Here is a 20,962-nt window from a genome sequence, read left to right on the forward strand (position 1 = left end):
ATCTTAATTCTCCTTTAGCACATATTCTTCGATAGCCCAGGCGACAGCTTCCTCATCATTGGTCATTGGAGTTACCACATTTGCGACTGCCTTAACTTCAGGAACAGCATTTTGCATGGCAACACCGAGACCTGCCCATTCAATCATAGAAAGGTCATTGGCCTCGTCACCACAGGCCATGACTTGACTTTGGTCGATTCCAAGATGGCTGATTAGTTTTGCCAAACCTGTTGCTTTATGAACATTCTTTGGTGACCACTCTAGCAACATTTCACGTGATTTAAAGATTTCATATTGATCAAATAATTCTGGAGAAATCTTCTGAATGGCTGCATCCAAGGGTTCTTGAGCAAAGGCAGTCACGCATTTATTGTAAGTCATTTGACTAGACAAGTCTCTAAAGTCCACTGGAACAAAGGTCAATGCTGGATTGAATTTTGCATAAAGACTTTCTTGGTACGATTGGATTTGATAAACAGTTCCTTCTGAGATAGCATCAAGAGGCAGTGATAATTTCTCTGTTTCCTCATACAAGCGTGCCACATCATCGTATGAAAAGACAGTCTTATCAAGAATTTCACCTGTATTTTTCTGAACCAAACCACCATTAAAAGTAATGGTATACTCATCTTCATGTCCGTCAGTCCCTAGCTCATGGAGAAAGAAATCCATAGCTTTTAAGGGACGACCAGTTGTTAATACGACCTTGATACCACGATCACGCGCAGCGTTCAAGGTTACTTTGGTTCGATCCGTCAGCCTTTTATCAGTGGTCAGCAAGGTCCCATCCAAGTCCAATGCAATCAATTTTATATCTGCCATTATAAGCCCTCCATATAAGCGATAACCGACTGGTCCTTATGGTGACCAATCACAGTCTCTGCTAATTCTAAAATTTCTGGTCGTGCATTTTCAGGAACTACAGGATGTCCCACAACCTGCATCATATGCAAGTCATTTAGATTGTCTCCAAAAGCCATGACCTGATCCATTGTGATACCAAGTTTTTTAGCTAATTCAACAATAGCCACTCCCTTATCGACATAGTCCAGAACAATATCAATGGATTCAAAGCCAGTTGTCATGGCCTTCACACCAGGAACGTTTTCGTTTACCCAAGCTTCTCCAGCATCCAGCGTTTCTTCTGTGAAGTTGGTTGTAAATTTGAAAATGTCATCTGTAATATCTTCCAGACTCGCTACTTTTTGGATATTTTCATTATAATGCTGGCTCTCTTTTAAATAGGTCGCATCAACCGTATCTAGCACATAAGAGCCTTTTTTCCCCGTCAAGAGTAGTTTATTAATATCTACATAAGGTGACGTTTTCAGCTTTTCAAAAGTTGTCAAATAAAAGTCACGAGACATAGTCGCTTCATACAAGTCCTGACCTCGATATTCGACCAAACTGCCATTTTCCGCGATGAAAATAATGTCATCACGAACATCAGCAAATAATTTTTCTAGAGATAGGAATCCGCGCCCCGAAGCCACCGCAAAGTAAATCCCTTTTTCCTTGTAGGAAACCAAGAGAGACTTGAGGCGGTTCATATCAAAGCATCCATTCCCATCTAGGAAGGTTCCGTCCATATCCGTTACTACTAGTTTAATTGTCATCCTTCAATACTTTCTAAATCTTTTAACTTAACCGAAACAATTTTTGAGACACCTGATTCTTGCATGGTCACTCCATAGATGGAATCGGCTGCCGCCATAGTTCCCTTACGGTGGGTCACAACGATAAACTGGCTGTCCTTGTCAAATCGATTGAGGTAATCCCCGAAACGTTTGACATTGGCTTCATCCAGCGCAGCCTCTACCTCGTCCAAGATAACAAAAGGAATAGTCTTAACTCTAATAATAGAGAAGAGCAAGGCAAGAGCTGATAGGGCTTTTTCACCACCACTCATGAGGTTGAGAGACTGGATTTTCTTTCCTGGTGGTTGGACAGAAATCTCAACCCCAGCTGTCAGCAAGTCTCCCTCAGTCAAAATGAGATCCGCCTGACCTCCGCCAAACATCTGCTTAAAGGTCACTTTAAAGGACTCACGGATAGCTTCAAATGTTGATTTAAAGCGTTCCTTGACCTCATCATTCATCTCTGTAATGGTCTCAAGGAGAAGGTTTTTCGCCGACAAAATGTCATCTCGCTGACTATTTAGGAAATCCAGACGGTTGTGAACTTCTTCGTACTGGTCAATAGCTTCCAAATTGACAGGACCCAGTGAGCGAATAGCCTTCTCTAAATCCTTAACTTCCTGCTCCGCCAGATTGAGATTTTCCAACTCATGTGCTTTTTCTAGAGCTTCAGTATAACTAATCTGGTACTGGTCTGTTAATTGACTTTGTAGATGGCGCAAACGCTCGCTGACCTTTTCTTTCTTGGCTTCAGCACGTGTTTGCTTGCGAATCCACTCCTCGTTCTGCTGGCGAGCCTGATCCAAATGACTAGCAATATCATCCAGTTGCCCTTCAATATCATCCAACTCAAACTGCTTACGAATCAATCCTTGTTGGAGGTTTGTTTTCTGAATTTTAGCTTCTTCGGCCTGCTGACTGAGCAATTCTGTATCAACCTTCTCCAGATTATCAACCTTTTCTTGGAGAAGGCGCTGGATTTCCTCTTGTTCGATATCTAAATTGTCCAATTCTTTGCCTAAACGCTCAATATCAGCTACTTCATAACGTTTTTGCCCTTGTAGTTCTGTCTTAAGCAGGCGAGCTTGTGCTACCTGTTCTTGCAAGTTCTGATAACGTTCTTGAATGGCATTTTTGTTAGACTTAATCTCTTCAATCTCAGCTTCCAGATTTTGCTTGTCACTGGCGATTGTAGCAAGGCGCTCTTGGCATTTTTCCTTATCTGCTTGCCAATCTCCCTCAGAAAGACGATCTAATTCCTCTTCTTGGAGTTTCCAAAGCGTTTCTAACTCTTCAACTTGCTGACTGGTCTGCTGATAAGCGAGAGATAATCCTTGCTCCTGAATACGAGCCTGCTCTCCTTGAGATTTGATGGCTTCTAATCTTTCTGTCAATCTAGCCATCTCATCTTGCAAGGTCTTCAAAGTCGCCTCTTCTGAACGCAAGCTTGCTTCTTCTTCAGCAATTTCTTTTTGTAATTGCTCCAGTTCTGGCTTGATGAAAATACTGTTGTTCTGACGATTAGCTCCACCTGCATAGGAACCACCTGTGCGCAACTCCGTGCCGTCCAAAGTCACCATACGAACCTGGTAACGAACCTGGCGAGCTGCTGCACGCGCATGTTCTACGGTATCAAAAATTGCTGTCGTTGCTAGCAAGTTTTTGAAAATAGCTTCTAGTCTCTTATCAAACGACACCAACTCATCTGCCATGCCAAGGAAGCCTGGGCTTGCAGCGATAGCATCTTGGTTCTGACTAGAAATCGTACGCGCCTTAATAGTGGTCAAAGGAAGGAAGGTTGCACGACCGGCTCTGTTTCGTTTAAGGAAATCAATGGCCTTGGTTGCCGCATTCTCATCTTCTACAATAATGTGCTGACTACTCGCTCCAAGCGCAATTTCTAGGGCAGTTTGATAATGCACATCAAAGGCCAGGTGCTCACTAACAGCACCAATAATTCCACCAAGACGGGCTTTTTCTTGGAGAACACTCTTAACACCTGCATAAAAGTTACTATGATTTCTCAGGATATTTTCCAAACTCTGAGCTCTGGCCTGCTTGTTTTTGAGATTATCCAGACGGTCAAATAGTTGACTTTGTTGAGCTTGATAGGAAGATTTCTGCTCCTCTTGCTCCTTGGCAATAGCTTGATAGTCAGCCAATAATTTTTGAACCTGCTCCTTAGCAGTTTCAAGCTCCGCCTTTTGCTGACTAGCCTTCTCTTTAGCTGTAGCCAGCTGTTCTTTGAGTTTTTGTAATTGATCTGCTTGTTTTTGAGAAAGCTGACGACTATTTTCCAACTCATTCTCGATGCGGGTCAGTTGGTTTGAGACATCCGCTTCTTCTTGTAAAAGAGCTACAAAGCGTTCGCGTAAGAGCTCAATCATTTGATCAGGATCATCTGAAAAAGCTAGCAATTCAGCTTCTAAACGATTGAGTTTTTGATTATTTTGGACTAGATTTTCCTCTAACAGAGCTAAAGAGCTTTCTTTATCAGATTTTTCTTGGCTGAGTAAATTTCTCTTATCCTCCAAAGCAGCCAAACGAGCTTGTGCTTCCTGTTGATTGAGGGCTACTTGCTCAGATTCCAGTTTCGATAGGGCTAATTTTCTCTCTAAATCACTAATCAGACTAGTCAAATCCATCAAACTGCCTTGGTCTTTGGTCATTTCAGCCTGTAAATCTTGGCGTTGCTTCTTGAGATTCTGATTTTCTTCCTCTAATTTTTCACGCTTTTGGTAGTAGCTAGTCAAGAGTTCCTGAACCTGAGCCAACTCTTCTTCTGTCGAGTCTAGTTCAGCCTTATTTTCCTTGATTTGAGCAACCAGCACGTCTAAATAAATAGCCTTGCGTTGACCTTCCAAGTCTAAAAACTTACGGGCATTTTCAGCTTGCTTCTCAAGAGGCTTGATTTGATTATCCAACTCGTAGATAATGTCTTCTAGACGATTCAGATTATCCTGAGTTTGTTGCAGTTTACTCTCAGTTTCTTTTCTGCGAGTCTTGTATTTCAAAACTCCAGCAGCTTCTTCGAAAATAGCTCGGCGTTCCTCAGGCTTGGAGTTGAAAATCTCCTCAACCTTGCCTTGTGAAATGATAGAAAAAGAATCTCGTCCCAAACCTGTATCCAAGAAAAGATCATGAATATCACGAAGACGGACTTTCTTGCCGTCAATCTTGTATTCGCTATCTCCACTGCGATAGATATGACGTTCTACCCTGATTTCTTGGCCTGCATCCTTGATAAATCCGTCATGATTATCCAGAGTCACAACTACAGAAGCATAATTAAGCGGTTTGCGACTCTCTGTTCCAGCAAAAATGACATCAGGCATCTTGCCCCCACGGAGACTCTTGACACTTGACTCCCCTAAGGCCCATCGCAGGCTTTCTGTAATATTGGACTTTCCAGATCCATTGGGTCCAACAACTGCCGTCACACCTTGGTCAAAGACGACCTTAGTCTTATCAGCAAAAGACTTGAATCCCTGAATTTCGATTTCCTTTAAATACATGAATCCAGCCCTTTCTCAACGGCATTTTTGGCAGCTTCCTGCTCTGCTAATTTCTTAGAACGGCCTTGACCTTGACCAATACTCTTGCCTTCGACAAGAACTTCTACATCAAAGACCTTATCATGGGCAGGACCCGTTTCAGAAATCACTTGATAACGAATAGTCACATCACCATTGACCTGAAGTAACTCTTGGAGATGGGTTTTGTAGTCTGTAATCATCTCAAATTCGCCTGCTTCAACCTTAGGAATCATGACTTGATAGATAAATTCCTTGACCTTGGCCACATCCTTATCCAAAAGAAGGGCACCAAGAAAGGCTTCAAAAGCATCACCAAGAATGGTATCACGATTGCGCCCACCAGACTTTTCTTCTCCTTTACCAAGTTTTATAAACTGGTCAAACTGGCAATCACGCGCAAAACCAGCCAAACTCTCCTCACGGACAATCATAGCACGGAGTTTGGACAAATCCCCCTCAGGCTTTTTAGGATATTTTTTATACAGATATTCTGAAATCAATAACTGTAGAACAGCGTCTCCTAAAAATTCCAAGCGCTCATTGTGTGAAATTTTTAAGAGGCGGTGCTCATTGGCATAACTCGTATGAGTAAAGGCAGTTTCCAGTAAATTTTTGTCTGCAAATTCGATTGCAAAATGGTTCTTTAGTACAGTTTGTAATTCTTTCATACCAACCTCTTTCTAACTGATAACAGTCCTTCTTATTATATCAAAAAAAGCCCCCTGAGTCACTTTAAAACGGGACTGGAAAGCATCTGGACATTCTTGAAAATAAGATTTTCAGTTTTTGGGTTAAACTTAGGGCAGAATAGAAAAAAAGCCCTATTAAAGGCTTTTTAGGATGTTTACATCCACCCTGAGGGAATCGAACCCCCATCTCAAGAACCGGAATCTTACGTGATATCCATTACACTAAGGGTGGAAACTTGTTTTATTATAACAAAAATTTGCTCTAATAACAAGTTTTTTTCTGGTCAGATAGCCCGTCTTAGTGGGAAGCATCCCCATTCCAGATAGAGTTTTTCACGATCACATAATCAACGTGTTTAAGATCAGCAACCTGACGTCCACCTGCATAAGAAATAGCACTTTGAAGGTCTTGTTCCATCTCAGTAAGGGTATCTTGCAAATGACCTTTGGCGGGAAGCAAGATACGTTTTCCTTCGACGTTTTTATAAGCTCCTTTTTGGTATTGTGAAGCTGAACCATAGTACTCTTTGAACTGTTCACCATCAACTTCAATCGTTTTCCCTGGACTTTCGATGTGTCCTGCAAAGAGGGAACCAATCATGACCATGTTGGCACCGAAACGAATAGACTTGGCAATATCGCCGTGAGTACGAATCCCTCCATCAGCAATAATCGGTTTACGGGCAGCCTTGGCACACCAACGAAGGGCAGCCAATTGCCAACCACCTGTACCAAAACCAGTCTTGACCTTGGTAATACAAACCTTACCAGGACCGATTCCGACCTTAGTAGCATCCGCACCAGCATTTTCCAATTCACGCACTGCTTCTGGTGTTCCAACATTTCCAGCAATGACAAAAGTATCTGGTAATTCTTTCTTGATGTGTTGAATCATAGAAATCACGCTATCCGCATGACCATGGGCAATATCAATCGTGATGTATTCAGGAGCATCAGCCTTAAGCTGGCTAACGAAATCATACTCATAGTCCTTAACACCGACAGAGATAGAAGCAATAAGCCCTTGCTCATGCATGCGCTTAATAAAAGGAATACGTCCTGCCTCATCAAAACGGTGCATAATGTAGAAGTAACCCCCTTTAGCTAGTTGCTCTGCTACATTTTCATCCAAAATCGTCTGCATATTAGCTGGCACAACAGGTAGTTTAAAGGTGTGCTTTCCTAGAGTTACACTTGTATCCGCTTCTGCACGGCTTTTAATCACACATTTATTTGGAATCAATTGAATATCTTCGTAATCAAAAATTGGAAATTCATTTAACATATTGATGTCTCGTTTCTTTTATAATGACCTACCTATGCTCTCGCATCCCTACGTCTTTTCCGACGTTTCCTTAATTTATTATAAACTAAAGTACAGTTTTTGTCAAATAATGTTATAAATAAAAATATATCGTTCGGATTTTATTGTATAAATGACAATAAAAAAAGGAGAGATTATTTTCTCCCCAATCCTTCTCTATCCTAATAATACTCACCCTGACGGTAGTCCCATGAGTTAAAGGTGTCTGACAGGTGCATCATAATCTTATCAATGTCAAGCCCTTTGCGGATTACAACTGGAGCTGGTGAAGTTGAACGTGCTCCTCCTTGTTCTGGGATGAGTTTGCCGTCTTTATCGACCATAGACACCATCACACCTTGCTCGTAGCGGGTTTCAATCGTTTTGTCAGGCTGGATAGATGCCACATAGTCGTCTGCCTCGATAACAAGGTCAACTGCCCCTTCGATGCGTTCTCCGATACCTTCTACCTTACCACGGTTTCCTTTTCCAGATGGGTTTGCAGATGAGGCATAAACCATTTTACCTTCTTCCCAAAGTTTGGCAGCCAATTGTTCACCAGCTTTCCCAAACTTGATAACGAAACAGCTAGTACCACGGACGTCAGTCATCAGTTCTTCACGGCCATCACCGTATGCTTTGAGTTTTTCAAAGGCTTCTGGTTTCCAAGGAAGGATACAACCAAGAAGAATATCTTCGTCCCAATGTTTTTGGTAGAAGGCTTCAATTTCTGGGTTGAGTTGTGCTAAAGCGCGAAGCTCATCCATACTACCGCAGAGAACAACACCTGGTTTGTTACGATTGCGTTCTTTGGCTGCGAACTTACGCTCAAGTCCTGCCTTGTCACTAGTCATGATGATGTAACCAACTTTTGTTGGGCAAACGATACATCCGCCCTTACCTTTTAAAATGTCATAGCCTTCTTGTGAAAGTGTTCCGTTCCATTGAATGTGTTTTGTCATAGTTCTATATTTCCTTTTCTATTTTTCTTCTAATCCTGCCAGTAGGCTGGTCGTTGTTTTTCATATGCAGCAATCAGATCTTCATACTGCAAGGTAATTCCGATATCATCCAAACCATTTAAGAGCTTGTGTTTCCACTCGCTATCGATTTCAAAAGTGAATTCTCCAATTGGTGAGATGATTTTTTGTTGTTCCAAGTCCACAGTTACCTGATCACTTGGTTGTAGCTGGGCCAGTTTCTCTCTAACCTCTCTGGGCTGAACAATTGGCAACATTCCATTATTTAGTTCATTATTGTAATGAATATCACCGAAAGACCCTGCAATCACGACCTTAAAACCATAGTCCGCTAGAGCCCAAGCAGCGTGTTCCCTCGAAGACCCTGCCCCAAAGTTATCCCCTGAGATGAGAATACTAGCCTTGCGGTATTCAGGTCGGTTAAAGACAAAGTCTGGATCCTCAGTATACTTGTCATCCAGATAACGCCAAGCATACATGAGGTACTTACCAAAGCCTTTTTTATCAATTAACTTGAGAAACTGCTTGGGTAGGATTTGGTCGGTGTCGATGTTATCATTCATAAGAGGAACGGTCGTTCCTGTATAAACTGTGAATTTCTCCATATCCTCTCCTTACTGGGCTTCTGGCATTTGCCGAACATCTACGAAGCGCCCTGCGATAGCTGCTGCTGCTGCCATGGCTGGACTGCAGAGATGGGTCTTAGCACCAAAGCCCTGTCTGTCTTCAAAGTTTCGGTTACTGGTTGAGGCGCAGTGGACACCATCAGGTACCTTGTCAGGATTCATCCCTAGGCACATGGAGCAACCCGGGTCTCTCCACTCAAAGCCAGCGTCTAGGAAAACCTTGTCCAAGCCCAACTTCTCAGCAGCTCGTTTCACAGGACGAGAACCTGGAACTACGATAGCCGTTAAGTTGGGAGCAATTTTCTTTCCTTTGACAAATCGAGCCGCTAGCTGCAAGTCACTGAGACGAGCGTTAGTACATGAGCCAATAAAGATATAGCCTAGTTCAATATCCGCTGGTTTTTGACCAGGCTCCAAACCCATATAATTGTAGGCTCGCTCATCATTCATATCCTTAATTTCAGGGAAGCTACTGTCAAAATCAACTCCCATAGCAGGATTGGTTCCCCAGGTTACCATAGGAGCCAAGTCTGAGACATCCATCCGGATAACTTTATCGTAAACGGCATCCTCATCACTGACAATTGTTTTCCAATCCGCCACAGCCTCTTCGAAATTCTCCGGAACACACTCGCGTCCCTTGAGATAGTCATAAGTCGTATGATCTGGGTTCATAATTCCCATCTTAGAGCCAAACTCGATGGACATATTACAGATGGTCATTCGCTCTTCCATGCTCAGTGCATCAATCGCTTGTCCACGATATTCCACCACGTAGCCAACGCCGCAAGCAACGCCGTACTTTGCAATCAAGGCTAGAATGAAATCCTTGGAATAAACTCCTTTTTGAGGAACACCAGTGAATTCCACCAGCATTTTCTTGGGTTTGACCTGCCAGAGTGTCTGAGTAGCGAAAACATGCTCGACTTCACTAGTCCCAATTCCAAAAGCGATTGCTCCGAAAGCTCCGTGAGTTGCCGTATGGCTGTCTCCACAGACGATGAATTTTCCTGGTTGGGTCCGGCCTGTTTCTGGACCAACCATATGAACAATTCCCTGCTTTTCAGAACCGTGAGCCGCATGTTCAATACCAAACTCCTCAACATTTTCAGCTAGCTTATCAATTTGTGCCTTAGAAATCACATCTCGAATATCGTAGATATTGACCGTCGGGACATTGTGGTCAAAGGTTCCAAATGTTAAGTCTGGTCGTCTCAATCTACGACCTGCGTCTCGTAATCCTTGAAAAGCCTGAGGACTGGTCACCTCGTGAATATAGTGCTGGTCCACATACATGAGTTGGGGCTGCCCCTCTTCTCCTGTGATAACATGGCGCTCCCATAATTTATCAAAAATCGATTTTCCTGCCATCTATTACCTCCAAATAAAATATAAAGCTACTAGTGTGGGCACTATCCCGAGAAACCAAACTGTTTTAAAATACCATTTTCTAGTCTTATGGTGAAAGCTGATTCCTGCTAACCAGGCCCCAAAACCACCACAAGTAAGGGCTAAAATAAGTAAGATTTTCTCTGGGATGCGCCAAACTCTTCTCCTTGCCTTGGATTTGTCAATACCATAAATCAAGAAAACCATGACATTCCAAATCAAAAGGACTAGAGTAATTTTTTCGTCTAACTTCATAACCTTGCAATAATAGCTTCCGTCATTTCCTTAGTCGAAGCCTGTCCACCTATATCTCTTGTTAAAATGCCAGCCGCTAAACTTGCCTCAACAGCACACTCGATACGCTCTGCATCCTCATAACGTCCAAAACTGTCTCTCAACATCATGGCCACTGATAAAATCATGGAAATAGGATTTGCAATTCCTTGACCTGCAATATCAGGAGCTGAACCGTGAATGGGCTCATAGAGACTTGGTCCATTTTCAGAATGACTGGCTGATGGCATAACTCCAAGTGTGCCAGATAGAACGCTTGATTCATCCGAGAGAATATCTCCGAAAAGATTTTCTGTCACGATGACATCAAACTTAGCAGGATTGGTAATCATGAGCATGGCAGCTGAGTCCACTAGCTGGTGTTCCAAGGTCACATCTGGGAAATCCTGTGCGACATCCTCAGCCACTTTTCTCCAGAGTTTTGATGTTGCCAACACATTCTGCTTATCAATACTAGTAACGATTTTTCTCCGATTTCTTGCAATCTCAAAGGCCTTGCGAATAATCCGCTCCACTTCCTCATAGCTATAGTCGTTGATATCACGCGCTTTGCGCTCTTTAAGGATATGATCTCCAAAGTAAATCCCACCTGTCAACTCACGCACCATGACAAAGTCTACACCAGCAATTCGTTCCGGTTTGAGTGGTGACAAATGCTTGAGACTGTCAAAGATTTTTACAGGGCGAATATTAGCGTAAAGATTGAGTTCCTTACGGAGAGCTAGCAAGCCTTGTTCAGGCCGAACCGTTGCACTATCATACTGGGGACTACCAATAGCTGCTAGGAGAATGGCATCTGCTTCTCTACATGCCTTGAGGGTTTCATCAGGTAAGGGATGCCCTGCAGCATCAATACCTGCACCTCCAAAAGGTCGTCTGTCTATTTCATAGACAAAGCCTGTTTTTTTAGCTAGAGCTTCCAAAACCTCTAAACCAGCCTCCATGATTTCTGGGCCGATTCCATCCCCTGCTAGAGCTACTATTTTCTTTGTCATAGCCTTCTCCTTTACACACTAGGCATATCGCGATAGGAAACGCTACGTCCCATCTCACCAGCATTCTCTTTTTGAACAAAGGTATTGGCATTGATGTAGGCAATAGCCGAAGCCTTCAACACATCGAAATCAAGACCTGCTGCATTAAAGATAGTTTCTGTATCTCTGTTTTCAACAGTTACCAAGACCCGAGCTTGGGCATCAATTCCATCTGTCACCGCGTCAATGGTATAGGATACCAAGCGGACAGATTGATTAAAGAACTTGTCGATAGCGTTAAAGATTGCTTCAACAGAACCTTGCCCTGTCGCATTAAATTCGACTTTCTCACCATCCATATTAGCCAGGCTAACAAGCGCTTCAATGTCATTATCTGCATGAGTTTGAAGTTGTAAATCATCAAAGTGGAATCCTTCTGGATTTTCAACCATGATCCCAGCTACCAGAGCACGAATATCTGCATCTGTGATTTCTTGCTTCTTGTCTGCTAGCGCCTTGAACTTGGCGAAGAGTGGTTTGATATCCTCTTCTGTAAAGTCTAGGGCCAGTTCTCTTAGTTTCTCAACAAAGGCATGGCGACCAGACAATTTTCCAAGCGGAAGACTATTACTCTTAACACCAACCAATTCAGGGGTGATGATTTCATAAGTAAGAGGATTTTTTAGAACACCATCCTGGTGAATACCAGATTCGTGAGAAAAGGCATTACCTCCAACTACGGCCTTGTTTTTAGGAACTGGAATTCCTGAGAAACGAGAAACCATTTCTGACGTATTGATTGTCTCATTTAAGACAATACTGGTTTCTGCTTGGTAGTAATCTTGGCGAATATTGAGGGCAACTGCTATTTCTTCCAAAGCAGCATTACCAGCTCGCTCACCAATACCGTTGATAGTTCCTTCGACACGTCCTGCCCCATTCTTGACGGCAGCAAGGCTATTTGCCACTGCCATTCCAAGATCATCATGACAGTGAGGCGAATAGATAATCTGACGATCCGTCTTGACATTCTCAATCAGGTATTTGAAGATGGCACCATATTCCTCTGGTGTAGTAAATCCTACCGTATCAGGGATATTGATATAAGTCGCACCTGCATCGACCGCTGTTTGAACGACTTGTAAGAGGAAATCCAACTCTGTTCTAGTCGCATCTTCAGGAGAGAATTCGACCACTTCAAACTTAGAACGAGCATAGGAAACATGCTCCTTGATAGCTTCCAAAATCTCTTCCTTACTTTTATTGAGCTTATACTTGCGGTGAATCGGACTGGTAGCGATAAAGACGTGAACCTGTGGATATTTGGCATCCTTGAGGGCCTCATAACAAGCATCTATATCAGACTTGACAGAACGTGCTAATCCAGTTACAGCTGTTTTCTTCAAGGCCTTAGCAATCTCCTGCACTGCTGTGAATGAATCAGGACTCGCCGCCGGAAAACCAGCTTCAATGGCTGAAATCCCCCATTTCTCCAGCTGTCTTGCTATAGCAATTTTTTCCTTGATTGAAAAGTTAACACCCGGTGTCTGTTCTCCATCCCGAAGGCTGGTATCTAGAAATTCAACAGTTCTCATAAAGATTTCCCCTTTTCCAAATGTGGTTTTAAAAAAACATCTCGCTCAGAAACCCAAGCGAGATGTTGATTCACTCCCGCTTGGTAAGCCAAACAGGACTAATGCTTTTTGCACTAGCCCGAGTACCTCAACAACAAAGCAAATTGATTAAACTTAGCTGTTTTCATGTTTGACTTTCTCCTTCGTTTGATATCTTGTTTAGTATTTTAGCATAGGCAAAAGTACTTGTCAAGAAAAAATCCAATATTTTCTGAAAATTTCTTCAGTAAAGAATATTTCGCTAATTGAAAGTGCTTGAAATGTTTCATTTTTTAGTGGTTAAGTTCCAACTTTTTTCTATCAATTCCAATACTTCTTTATCTGATAAAGTATCATCAAGCGCCACACTAATCCAGTAACGCTTATTCAAATGAAAGGCTGGATAAACGCCATTGTGTGAAAGTAAATCAGCTACTTGGTCATGCTTGAGGTTGACTGCTTCCACCTGTCCTTCTCTGCCCTTTTCCAGCTTATCCCAAGAGATTTTCATCAAGACGACATACCACTTTTTATTGCCTTCGTGTCTTAACACTGCCGTATCAGGCGATTTCTCCCACAAATACTCCAACTGATTACCATACTTTTCCTGAACTTGAGTCATGATTCGCTTAGTCTGAGGACAGATAAAATCCTGTACCTCAAAACAAGCCTTCCGAATCTGGTAAAGAATCTCCAGACAAGTCTCACGGACATTTGCAACAAAACTTCCTTTAAAACTTTCCATATGGACTTGAGGATAGAGGTCACCCGTTTCCTGGTCAAAGACTTGAAAACTCACATTATCAGCAGTGATGGATACAGTCATGACAAAGTCACCCTGCAAAATCTGGCAACTATAGGTCCAGACTCCACTATTTTCTACAAAACCATAAACATGAGCCTTTTCTTGATTAAACTGATAGGATTTAAAAATTTCAAACATAAGTGAAAACTGCTACCCAAAGCTAGCAGTTCCTTTCTATTTTTTAAAAGACCACCTTAGTTCCGTGCAATTGTGTCACGCCCAGCTGGTCGATAAAGGTCTGACGGTTGTCAAGGTCAATCCCCCCACCTGGTAGAATTTCAATTTTACCTTTAGCGTGCTCCAAAATTCTGTAATAGTGAGCAAAACGTTTTTCTAAGGAGTCGCCAGACACACCAGCGCGAGTTAAGATGCGAGTGACTCCAGATTGACTAAGCCAGTCAATAGCTTCCAGTTGATCATCTTCACTCAATTCATCAAATGCCATATGAAAGACAATTTCCATTCCTTTTGACGCAGCTATCAACTTCTCCAGATTAGGCTTATCCAACTTTTTGTCAGCAGTTAAAGCACCAAATACAACTCCTTGACTTCCAGCCTGAGCAGTCATCCGAATATCTTCTAACATAATAGCAATTTCTAGGTCATTGTAGACAAAGTCGCCACCACGTGGACGAATCATGGTCATGATGGTCGTATTGTAGTTAGCTGCCAGTTCAACCGCTGCCTTGGTCACTCCATAGCTGGGCGTTGTCCCACCAACTGCTAGATTGTCACAGAGTTCGATTCGACGAGCTCCAGCCTGCATCGCTTTTTCAAGAAAGGTCACATTTTCAGCACAAAATTCGTAAATCATTTGATTCTCCTTGGAGATTATTTTGAATTTATTATATCATATTATTGTGAATATGCTTTCATTTTTATCAAGGGAAATAACTACTATTTTTATCTATTCTTTGTCAGGAATGACTTTAAAGAGATAGTAGGTGATAAAGATAGTCAAAGCTCCCAGTACGATTTTGACTGGTAAGAGAGGAGCAAAATAAATGGAAATTCCCATCAAGATGTAGATAGATACGATGATTTTTTTCTTACGTTCACGCGCAATAGACTTAGTCTCGCGAAAATCAGCTACATATGGTTGATAGAGCTTGGTATGATACAGCCAAGCTTCGAAGCGCTTGGAACTTCTGGAGAAACAAGCAATAGACAACAAAAGAAAAGGTGTTGTCGGTAACAAGGGTAAAACAACCCCAACAATAGCCAAGGCCAGTGATAAGAAACCAATAATTAGATAGATAAGACGCATAACTTCTCCTAGTTAATACTCTTCGAAAATCTCTTCAAACCGCGTCAACGTCGCCTTGACGTAGGTATGGTTCCTGACTTCGTCAGTCTTATCTGCAACCTCAAAGCAGTGCTTTGAGCAACCTGCGGCTAGTTTCCTAGTTTGCTCTTTAATTTTCATTGAGTATAAAATAATCTTCTTCTAGTTTCGCATACAATGGTGAATTTTGTCAAGCTCTAACCAAAAGAGCCTGAAATTCACTTTCAGGACTCTCCTCTTATTTAATCTTTTCTTCTTCGTAGTCACCTTTGCTACAAACAACCTGCTTGCCACCACCACGGACTTTTTTCTCCATGAGGAAGTGTCCACATTTTGGACAGTCACGACCAACAGGCTTGTCCCAAGAAGTAAATTCACAGTCTGGATAGCGATTGCAACCATAGAAGAGGCGGTTACGTTTTGTTTTACGCTCAATGATTTGTCCCTGATGACAACTTGGACACTCTACACCGATTTCTTTCACGATTGCTTGGGTATGACGGCAATCTGGGAAATTGCTACAAGCGTAGAACTTACCAAATCGACCAAGTTTAATGACCATTGGACTGCTACACACTTCACAGTCAAATCCAGCTGGTTCATCCTTGATCTGGATTTTCTCCATTTCTTCTTCAGCCTTGGCAACCTCTTTAGAGAAAGGTTTGTAAAAGGCATCAATGACACGTTGCCACTGCTCTTTTCCGACTTCGACATCATCCAGCTTGCCTTCCATTTCAGCTGTGAAGGTCACGTTTACAATATCTGGGAAATAGTCAACGATGAGCTTGTTAACAATTTCTCCCAACTCTGTTGGTTCAAAGCGTTTGGCTGCAAGGCGAACATAATAACGTTTCTGAATAGTTTCAATGGTCGGTGCGTAGGTTGACGGACGTCCAACCCCATTTTCCTCCAAGGTCTTGATAAGAGTCGCTTCAGAATAACGAGCAGGCGGTTGGGTAAAATGTTGCTCTGGTTTGCTATTGACCTGCTTAACCACATCTCCAACAGCCATATCTGGTAACATCTTATTCTTATCATAATCATTATAAATGGCAAGATAACCATCAAACTTAACCTGACTACCATTAGCAGCAAATTGAACCCCATTTTGAGACAATTTAACAGCCATGGTATCAAAGACAGCAGCTGTCATCTGACTAGCCACAAAACGATTCCAAATAAGAGTATAAAGCTTGAGCTGATCCTTGTCCAGATACTTAGCAATACTTTCAGGTGTATTAAAGACACTAGACGGACGAATAGCCTCATGAGCATCCTGAGCACCTGAAGCGTTTTTGACCTTACTACCATGCTTAGAATACTTGCTACCAAAACGATCCGTAATGAAGCTTGCTGCCTCATTTTGCGCCACTGGACTGATACGAGTCGAATCGGTACGCATATAGGTAATCAAACCTTGAACACCAGAACCGATATTAATTCCTTCATAGAGCTGTTGGGCAACCATCATGGTTTTTCGAGTACGGAAGTTAATTTTATTGGCAGCATCCATCTGCATAGATGAAGTAGTATAAGGTAAAGGAGCATTGCGTTTGCGCTCTTTCTTATCCACCTGATCCACTGAAAAGTCTTTACTAGTCAGACGAGATAAGACTTCCTTGACTTCGTCATTACTAGTCAGTTTCAGCTTTTTACCATCTACTCCATAGAAGGAAGCCTGAAATTGCTTGGTTCCCTTTTTAAAGACACCATCAATTGTCCAGTATTCTTCTGGCTGAAAGGCATTGATTTCATTCTCACGGTCAATGATTAACTTAAGCGCAATAGACTGAACGCGCCCTGCTGATAAGCCCTTCTTAACCTTTTTCCATAAAATAGGCGAAATCGAATAGCCTACCAAGCGGTCTAGGACACGACGAGCCTGTTGGGCATCGACCAAGTCCATATCAATCTTACGAGGTTCTTTAAAAGCATTTTTGACCGCATCCTTGGTGATTTCATTGAAGACCACACGGTTAGCATCATTCTCATCCAAGTTGAGAATATGGGCCAAATGCCAAGAAATCGCTTCTCCTTCACGGTCCGGGTCACTCGCCAGAAAGACTTTATTAGCTTTTTTGGCTTCTTTTTTCAAGTCATTGATGAGAGGACCTTTTCCTCGGATATTGATATATTGCGGTTCGTAATTATTTTCAATATCGACGGACATACTGGATTTCTTCAAATCACGGATATGGCCGACACTGGCTAAAACCTTGTAGTTTCTGCCTAGATATTTTTCAATCGTCTTGGCCTTAGCAGGCGACTCCACGATTACTAGATTTTTTTTAGCTGTTGATTTTTTCTTTTTTGTTGCCGTAGCCACAGTATCACACCTTTTCAAAGTAATAAACTTTATAAAGTGTAAACCATTTTGCCATAACTGTCAAGACTTAGCTCCTATATATAGAAGAAAAGTTGGTTTAGAAAGAGAAATTTTGTCTTAAAATTCAAATTCCGCAAGAACATCTTGCCCACTGGTGACCAATTTTGCTCCTTCTTGAATCAAATGATGACATCCATCAGATAGTCCATCTAAAATGCTACCAGGTATAGCAAAAACATCGCGTCCTTCTTCCATTGCCCTCTCACAGGTAATGAGACTACCTGAACGCATCTTAGCCTCTGCTACAATCACACCACGACAAAGTCCAGCAATGATGCGATTACGGGCAGGAAAATGAAATTTTAGAGGTTGTTCACCAGGTCCATATTCACTAAGAATCAGATGGTCATTGCCGATGTAGTCTTGCAAGCGTTTATTGGCTTTAGGATAAAACACATCCAGTCCTGTTCCAATCACTGCAATGGTTTTTCCACCATTCTGCAGAGCTGCCATATGAGCTGCTGTGTCAATGCCCTTGGCTAAGCCACTGACGATAACTAGTTCATTTTCCAAGCCCTGAATGACTTTTTCAACTGACTTAGCTCCCTGTTTGCTACAAGCACGACTGCCCACGACCGCTACCTTAGGAAATTTCAAGAGGTCCAGATTTCCCTTGTAAAATAAAAGCACAGGTGCATCATATATTTCACTCAAATCCCAAGGATAACAGTCGTCTAAAATAGAGAAAGATGGAAATTTTTGAAACTCCTTCTCCAAATGCGCATCGTCTATCTGAAAATAACGTTCCATAAAAACAGCTGGATTTCGGCAACCTGATATTTCTGCAATATCACCCAATAAAAGTTCCTGATCAACATTTTCACCATATTCTAGGACTTTCAAAATCTGTTGGTTGGTCAAACCTGACTTTTTTAACTTATAGATTTCATAGTTTGTGATTTTCATAAATATCTCCATTTCTTTTTCTATTCATCTATTTATTTTATTCGTAAAAAATCAAAAAAACATCCGACTATTTCAGCCAGATGTTGGAATCTTTAATTTTCGTTTTTAAGAATTTCTTCTAATTTATGATAATCTTGGACACTATCGATCTCATAGATGCTATTGCCTTCTAATTCTTCAACATAGACATCCAGCTCTTTGATGTTATCCTTAACCATATTGTCCCAATAGAGATCAACAAATTCGCCACTTGCATAGGCCTTGTCAATAAAGCTAACAATTTTTTCTGCTGTTGGAGCGTCCCAGAAGGATACACCACTAAGGATGCGACCTGCCTTGCTATCAACAATAATGTCTTGAACCTTGTAGTCATCTCCATAGACCAAGAACCATTCGTTAGTACAATCTTCACGATAGACACTAAAATAAGTCGAACGTGTCAAATCATTGCGGAACATATTTTTAAAGAGATAATTATCGGCATCAATAACATAGCTGTTAGCTAATTCTTCTTTTACAAGATAGAGAGAGTAAAAATTATTGTAGTCAGCGTATTTATCATTGAAAACGAGGCGAACGCCATATTTTTCTTTTAAATAATCGAATTGTTCTTTAAGGTAACCAACAATGATGATGATGTCATTGATTCCTTTTTCTTTTAGAAACTCAATTTGGTATTCAATCAAAGGTTTTTGATTAACCTGAACCAAGGCCTTAGGGGTATTTTCAGTCATAGGACGCAAGCGAGTTCCCAATCCCGCTGCTAAGATAATGGCTTTCACACGAATCTCCTTTATTCTTTGATAATAATATAAACTCCAGCAATGACGACAAGTGACGTAATAATTGTCAGCATATCTAGCGGTGCACCCAAGAAAACAACTGCGAACAAGACCGTCCAAACTACATAACTCACGTTCAAGCCTGTAGCCTTGGCTGGTTGCAAGCGATTGATAGCGATATAATAAGCCAAATAAGAAATCATATCAAAGGCAGCAAAGACAATCATGAGACCTAGCAATTGTCCATTGGCTACTTCTGCAAATGACTGATGAGAGAAGAGCACAATCACAAGATAGGACAAGAATGAAGTCACTTGACGAATCAAGAGGGCTTCGATTTCACTTAATTCACTTTCCATAGCAAAGGAGCTAAGTACACTCTCACTTCCCCATGCAATAGCACAAACCAAAGCAAAGAGAATGCCAATGTAGAAGGAATTGACCTGTTCAACCTTATAGGTCTGGGCAATAATCCCTCCAATAATCAAGACAATCCCAAACACAGTATTTTTCGAAATCTTGTGCTTCAAAAAGAAGAAAGCCAATAAAACTGAAATCGCAGGATAAATAGCCGATACTGATGAAGCTAAGGAACTTCCGATATACTTAACTGCATAAAGATTTGCCTGCATACCGATAGGGCCTGCTAGCAAGGCTCCGATGATAACGCTAACATTGCGAATATTTAAGAAAATTGAGAGGCGAACTCTCCCTTCTTTTACCAAGAGAAAAGCTAGTAAGATAAAGATACTCAAGAAATCATGAGCAGCGGCTACCACAAAGGGCGACAAATCTGTAAAAATCGAAAAGATATAAGCACTAATCGTTAGACCTAAACCCCAGAAAACACCTGAGAGTAGACCAAAGGAAACTCCATTTTTATTTTTCATATGAACCTCCATAATTAGCCAGACCTTTAACAGCTCTTTGGTAACGATTCACACCATAGTCACCAAAATCTGCCCCTTGCTCTTCTTTATAGACTGTCCATAGACTCCAAATAGCATCTTGTAAAATTTTATAAATGGCAATCTTTTCACGAGAGACAGGTGTTCGCTCACTCTCATAGTGAGATAAGAAAGCTTCTTCCTCTTGATGAGTGAATTCAGACTCTAAAAAGAGGGCAGCCAAATCCCACATTGGATCGTTCATTGATGAATATTCCCAGTCAATCAAATAAAGTCGTCCTTGAGGTGATTCGATAAAGTTTTCAGGCACCAAATCGATATGACAAGATTTTCTGTCAACACCTAAGTCAGCTAGCCTTTTCTCTAAGGAGAAGACTTCTTTTCTAACTGCTTCATAGTTGGCATAAGGGATTTTTTCTTCAATCAAGGATTCGTATTTTTTGATTTCTTCAAAAGGAGCAAATTCACCTCTTAATTCCTTGCCAGAAGAATGAATGGTTTGTAAAATTGGAGCAATTTTATCAAACTTGGTCTTGATTGACGTTGAATCAAGCGTGATTGCCGACTCAATATACTCATTTACTTTGATACCCGCTTCAATATCAAAAAGATAATTTTTTACATCTAGGTCTAAATCCTTCAGTAGTTCAAGATTGTACTTTTCATCTTGACGATTGATAAGCTTTTCTGTCCCTTTACCAAAGAACTTAACAATGTACTGCTTATTTGTTGTTTTGACCAAATAGTTTTGATTGGTCATTCCCCCTAGTTGTTCAACACTGAGGACTTCCTCTTCTTCACTAAGTAGGGAAGAAATTTTTTCTTTAATGATTTTCTCCACAATTAACC

The 20,962-nt window shown here is 41.5% G+C and carries 19 protein-coding genes and 1 tRNA gene; all 20 read right to left on the reverse strand.

What is annotated here, in order from left to right:
* Positions 1 to 3: 3 nt before the first annotated feature.
* Entirely contained in the window at positions 4 to 822 is an 819-nt protein-coding gene (locus SMI_RS06115; protein ID WP_000763469.1) for a Cof-type HAD-IIB family hydrolase, read from the reverse strand.
* Positions 822 to 1,616 carry a Cof-type HAD-IIB family hydrolase gene (locus SMI_RS06120; protein ID WP_000153046.1) on the reverse strand — a complete coding sequence of 265 codons (795 nt, stop codon included), beginning with the start codon at positions 1,614 to 1,616 and terminating at the stop codon, positions 822 to 824. Before SMI_RS06120 ends, SMI_RS06115 begins: the two co-directional genes overlap by 1 nt.
* Complete coding sequence (gene smc, locus SMI_RS06125; RefSeq protein ID WP_000280953.1) at positions 1,613 to 5,152, reverse strand: chromosome segregation protein SMC; 3,540 nt, start codon at positions 5,150 to 5,152, stop codon at positions 1,613 to 1,615. The genes SMI_RS06120 and smc overlap by 4 nt, the downstream gene beginning before the upstream one ends.
* A complete protein-coding gene (gene rnc / locus SMI_RS06130; protein ID WP_000661489.1) occupies positions 5,143 to 5,841 on the reverse strand; it encodes a ribonuclease III in 699 nt (232 codons plus the stop codon). The genes smc and rnc overlap by 10 nt, the downstream gene beginning before the upstream one ends.
* A 181-nt stretch (positions 5,842 to 6,022) precedes the next feature.
* Positions 6,023 to 6,094 (reverse strand) — tRNA-Arg (locus tag SMI_RS06135).
* Between the two features lie 66 nt (positions 6,095 to 6,160).
* Positions 6,161 to 7,147, reverse strand: a complete 987-nt coding sequence (locus tag SMI_RS06140) for a GMP reductase (RefSeq protein WP_000931141.1) — start codon at positions 7,145 to 7,147, stop codon at positions 6,161 to 6,163.
* Between the two features lie 200 nt (positions 7,148 to 7,347).
* A complete protein-coding gene (locus tag SMI_RS06145; RefSeq protein WP_000160516.1) occupies positions 7,348 to 8,127 on the reverse strand; it encodes an L-threonylcarbamoyladenylate synthase in 780 nt (259 codons plus the stop codon).
* A 29-nt stretch (positions 8,128 to 8,156) separates the two neighbouring features.
* Positions 8,157 to 8,750 (reverse strand): 3-isopropylmalate dehydratase small subunit, encoded by a 594-nt coding sequence (gene leuD / locus SMI_RS06150; RefSeq protein WP_000410624.1) that lies wholly within the window; start codon positions 8,748 to 8,750, stop codon positions 8,157 to 8,159.
* 9 nt (positions 8,751 to 8,759) lie between these two features.
* A complete protein-coding gene (gene leuC, locus SMI_RS06155) occupies positions 8,760 to 10,142 on the reverse strand; it encodes a 3-isopropylmalate dehydratase large subunit (RefSeq protein ID WP_000907585.1) in 1,383 nt (460 codons plus the stop codon).
* A 3-nt stretch (positions 10,143 to 10,145) separates the two neighbouring features.
* Positions 10,146 to 10,415, reverse strand: coding sequence for a DUF1294 domain-containing protein (locus tag SMI_RS06160; protein WP_000762445.1), 270 nt, complete (start codon positions 10,413 to 10,415; stop codon positions 10,146 to 10,148).
* Positions 10,412 to 11,449, reverse strand: coding sequence for a 3-isopropylmalate dehydrogenase (gene leuB, locus SMI_RS06165; RefSeq protein ID WP_000162527.1), 1,038 nt, complete (start codon positions 11,447 to 11,449; stop codon positions 10,412 to 10,414). Before leuB ends, SMI_RS06160 begins: the two co-directional genes overlap by 4 nt.
* Positions 11,450 to 11,460: 11 nt before the next feature.
* A complete protein-coding gene (locus SMI_RS06170; RefSeq protein WP_001261080.1) occupies positions 11,461 to 13,023 on the reverse strand; it encodes a 2-isopropylmalate synthase in 1,563 nt (520 codons plus the stop codon).
* 304 nt (positions 13,024 to 13,327) lie between these two features.
* Positions 13,328 to 13,984: an MmcQ/YjbR family DNA-binding protein gene (locus SMI_RS06175; RefSeq protein ID WP_000461591.1), complete on the reverse strand. Its 657-nt coding sequence runs from the start codon at positions 13,982 to 13,984 to the stop codon at positions 13,328 to 13,330.
* Positions 13,985 to 14,027: 43 nt separating this feature from the next.
* Positions 14,028 to 14,660 carry a copper homeostasis protein CutC gene (locus tag SMI_RS06180; RefSeq protein WP_000638764.1) on the reverse strand — a complete coding sequence of 211 codons (633 nt, stop codon included), beginning with the start codon at positions 14,658 to 14,660 and terminating at the stop codon, positions 14,028 to 14,030.
* A gap of 93 nt (positions 14,661 to 14,753) precedes the next feature.
* Positions 14,754 to 15,113 (reverse strand): YbaN family protein, encoded by a 360-nt coding sequence (locus SMI_RS06185; protein WP_001237212.1) that lies wholly within the window; start codon positions 15,111 to 15,113, stop codon positions 14,754 to 14,756.
* A gap of 256 nt (positions 15,114 to 15,369) precedes the next feature.
* Entirely contained in the window at positions 15,370 to 17,457 is a 2,088-nt protein-coding gene (gene topA, locus SMI_RS06190; protein ID WP_000179617.1) for a type I DNA topoisomerase, read from the reverse strand.
* A 117-nt stretch (positions 17,458 to 17,574) separates the two neighbouring features.
* Entirely contained in the window at positions 17,575 to 18,423 is an 849-nt protein-coding gene (dprA, locus tag SMI_RS06195) for a DNA-processing protein DprA (protein WP_000705314.1), read from the reverse strand.
* 92 nt (positions 18,424 to 18,515) lie between these two features.
* Complete coding sequence (locus SMI_RS06200; protein WP_000643965.1) at positions 18,516 to 19,205, reverse strand: sugar phosphate nucleotidyltransferase; 690 nt, start codon at positions 19,203 to 19,205, stop codon at positions 18,516 to 18,518.
* An 11-nt stretch (positions 19,206 to 19,216) separates the two neighbouring features.
* The gene (locus SMI_RS06205) at positions 19,217 to 20,095 is read right to left on the reverse strand and encodes a DMT family transporter (RefSeq protein ID WP_000791851.1); all 879 of its coding nucleotides are present in this window, start codon (positions 20,093 to 20,095) and stop codon (positions 19,217 to 19,219) included.
* Positions 20,085 to 20,954 (reverse strand): phosphotransferase, encoded by an 870-nt coding sequence (locus SMI_RS06210; RefSeq protein WP_000411197.1) that lies wholly within the window; start codon positions 20,952 to 20,954, stop codon positions 20,085 to 20,087. The genes SMI_RS06205 and SMI_RS06210 overlap by 11 nt, the downstream gene beginning before the upstream one ends.
* Positions 20,955 to 20,962: the final 8 nt, after the last annotated feature.

It is taken from the genome of Streptococcus mitis B6 (assembly GCF_000027165.1).
Classification (GTDB): domain Bacteria; phylum Bacillota; class Bacilli; order Lactobacillales; family Streptococcaceae; genus Streptococcus; species Streptococcus mitis_AR.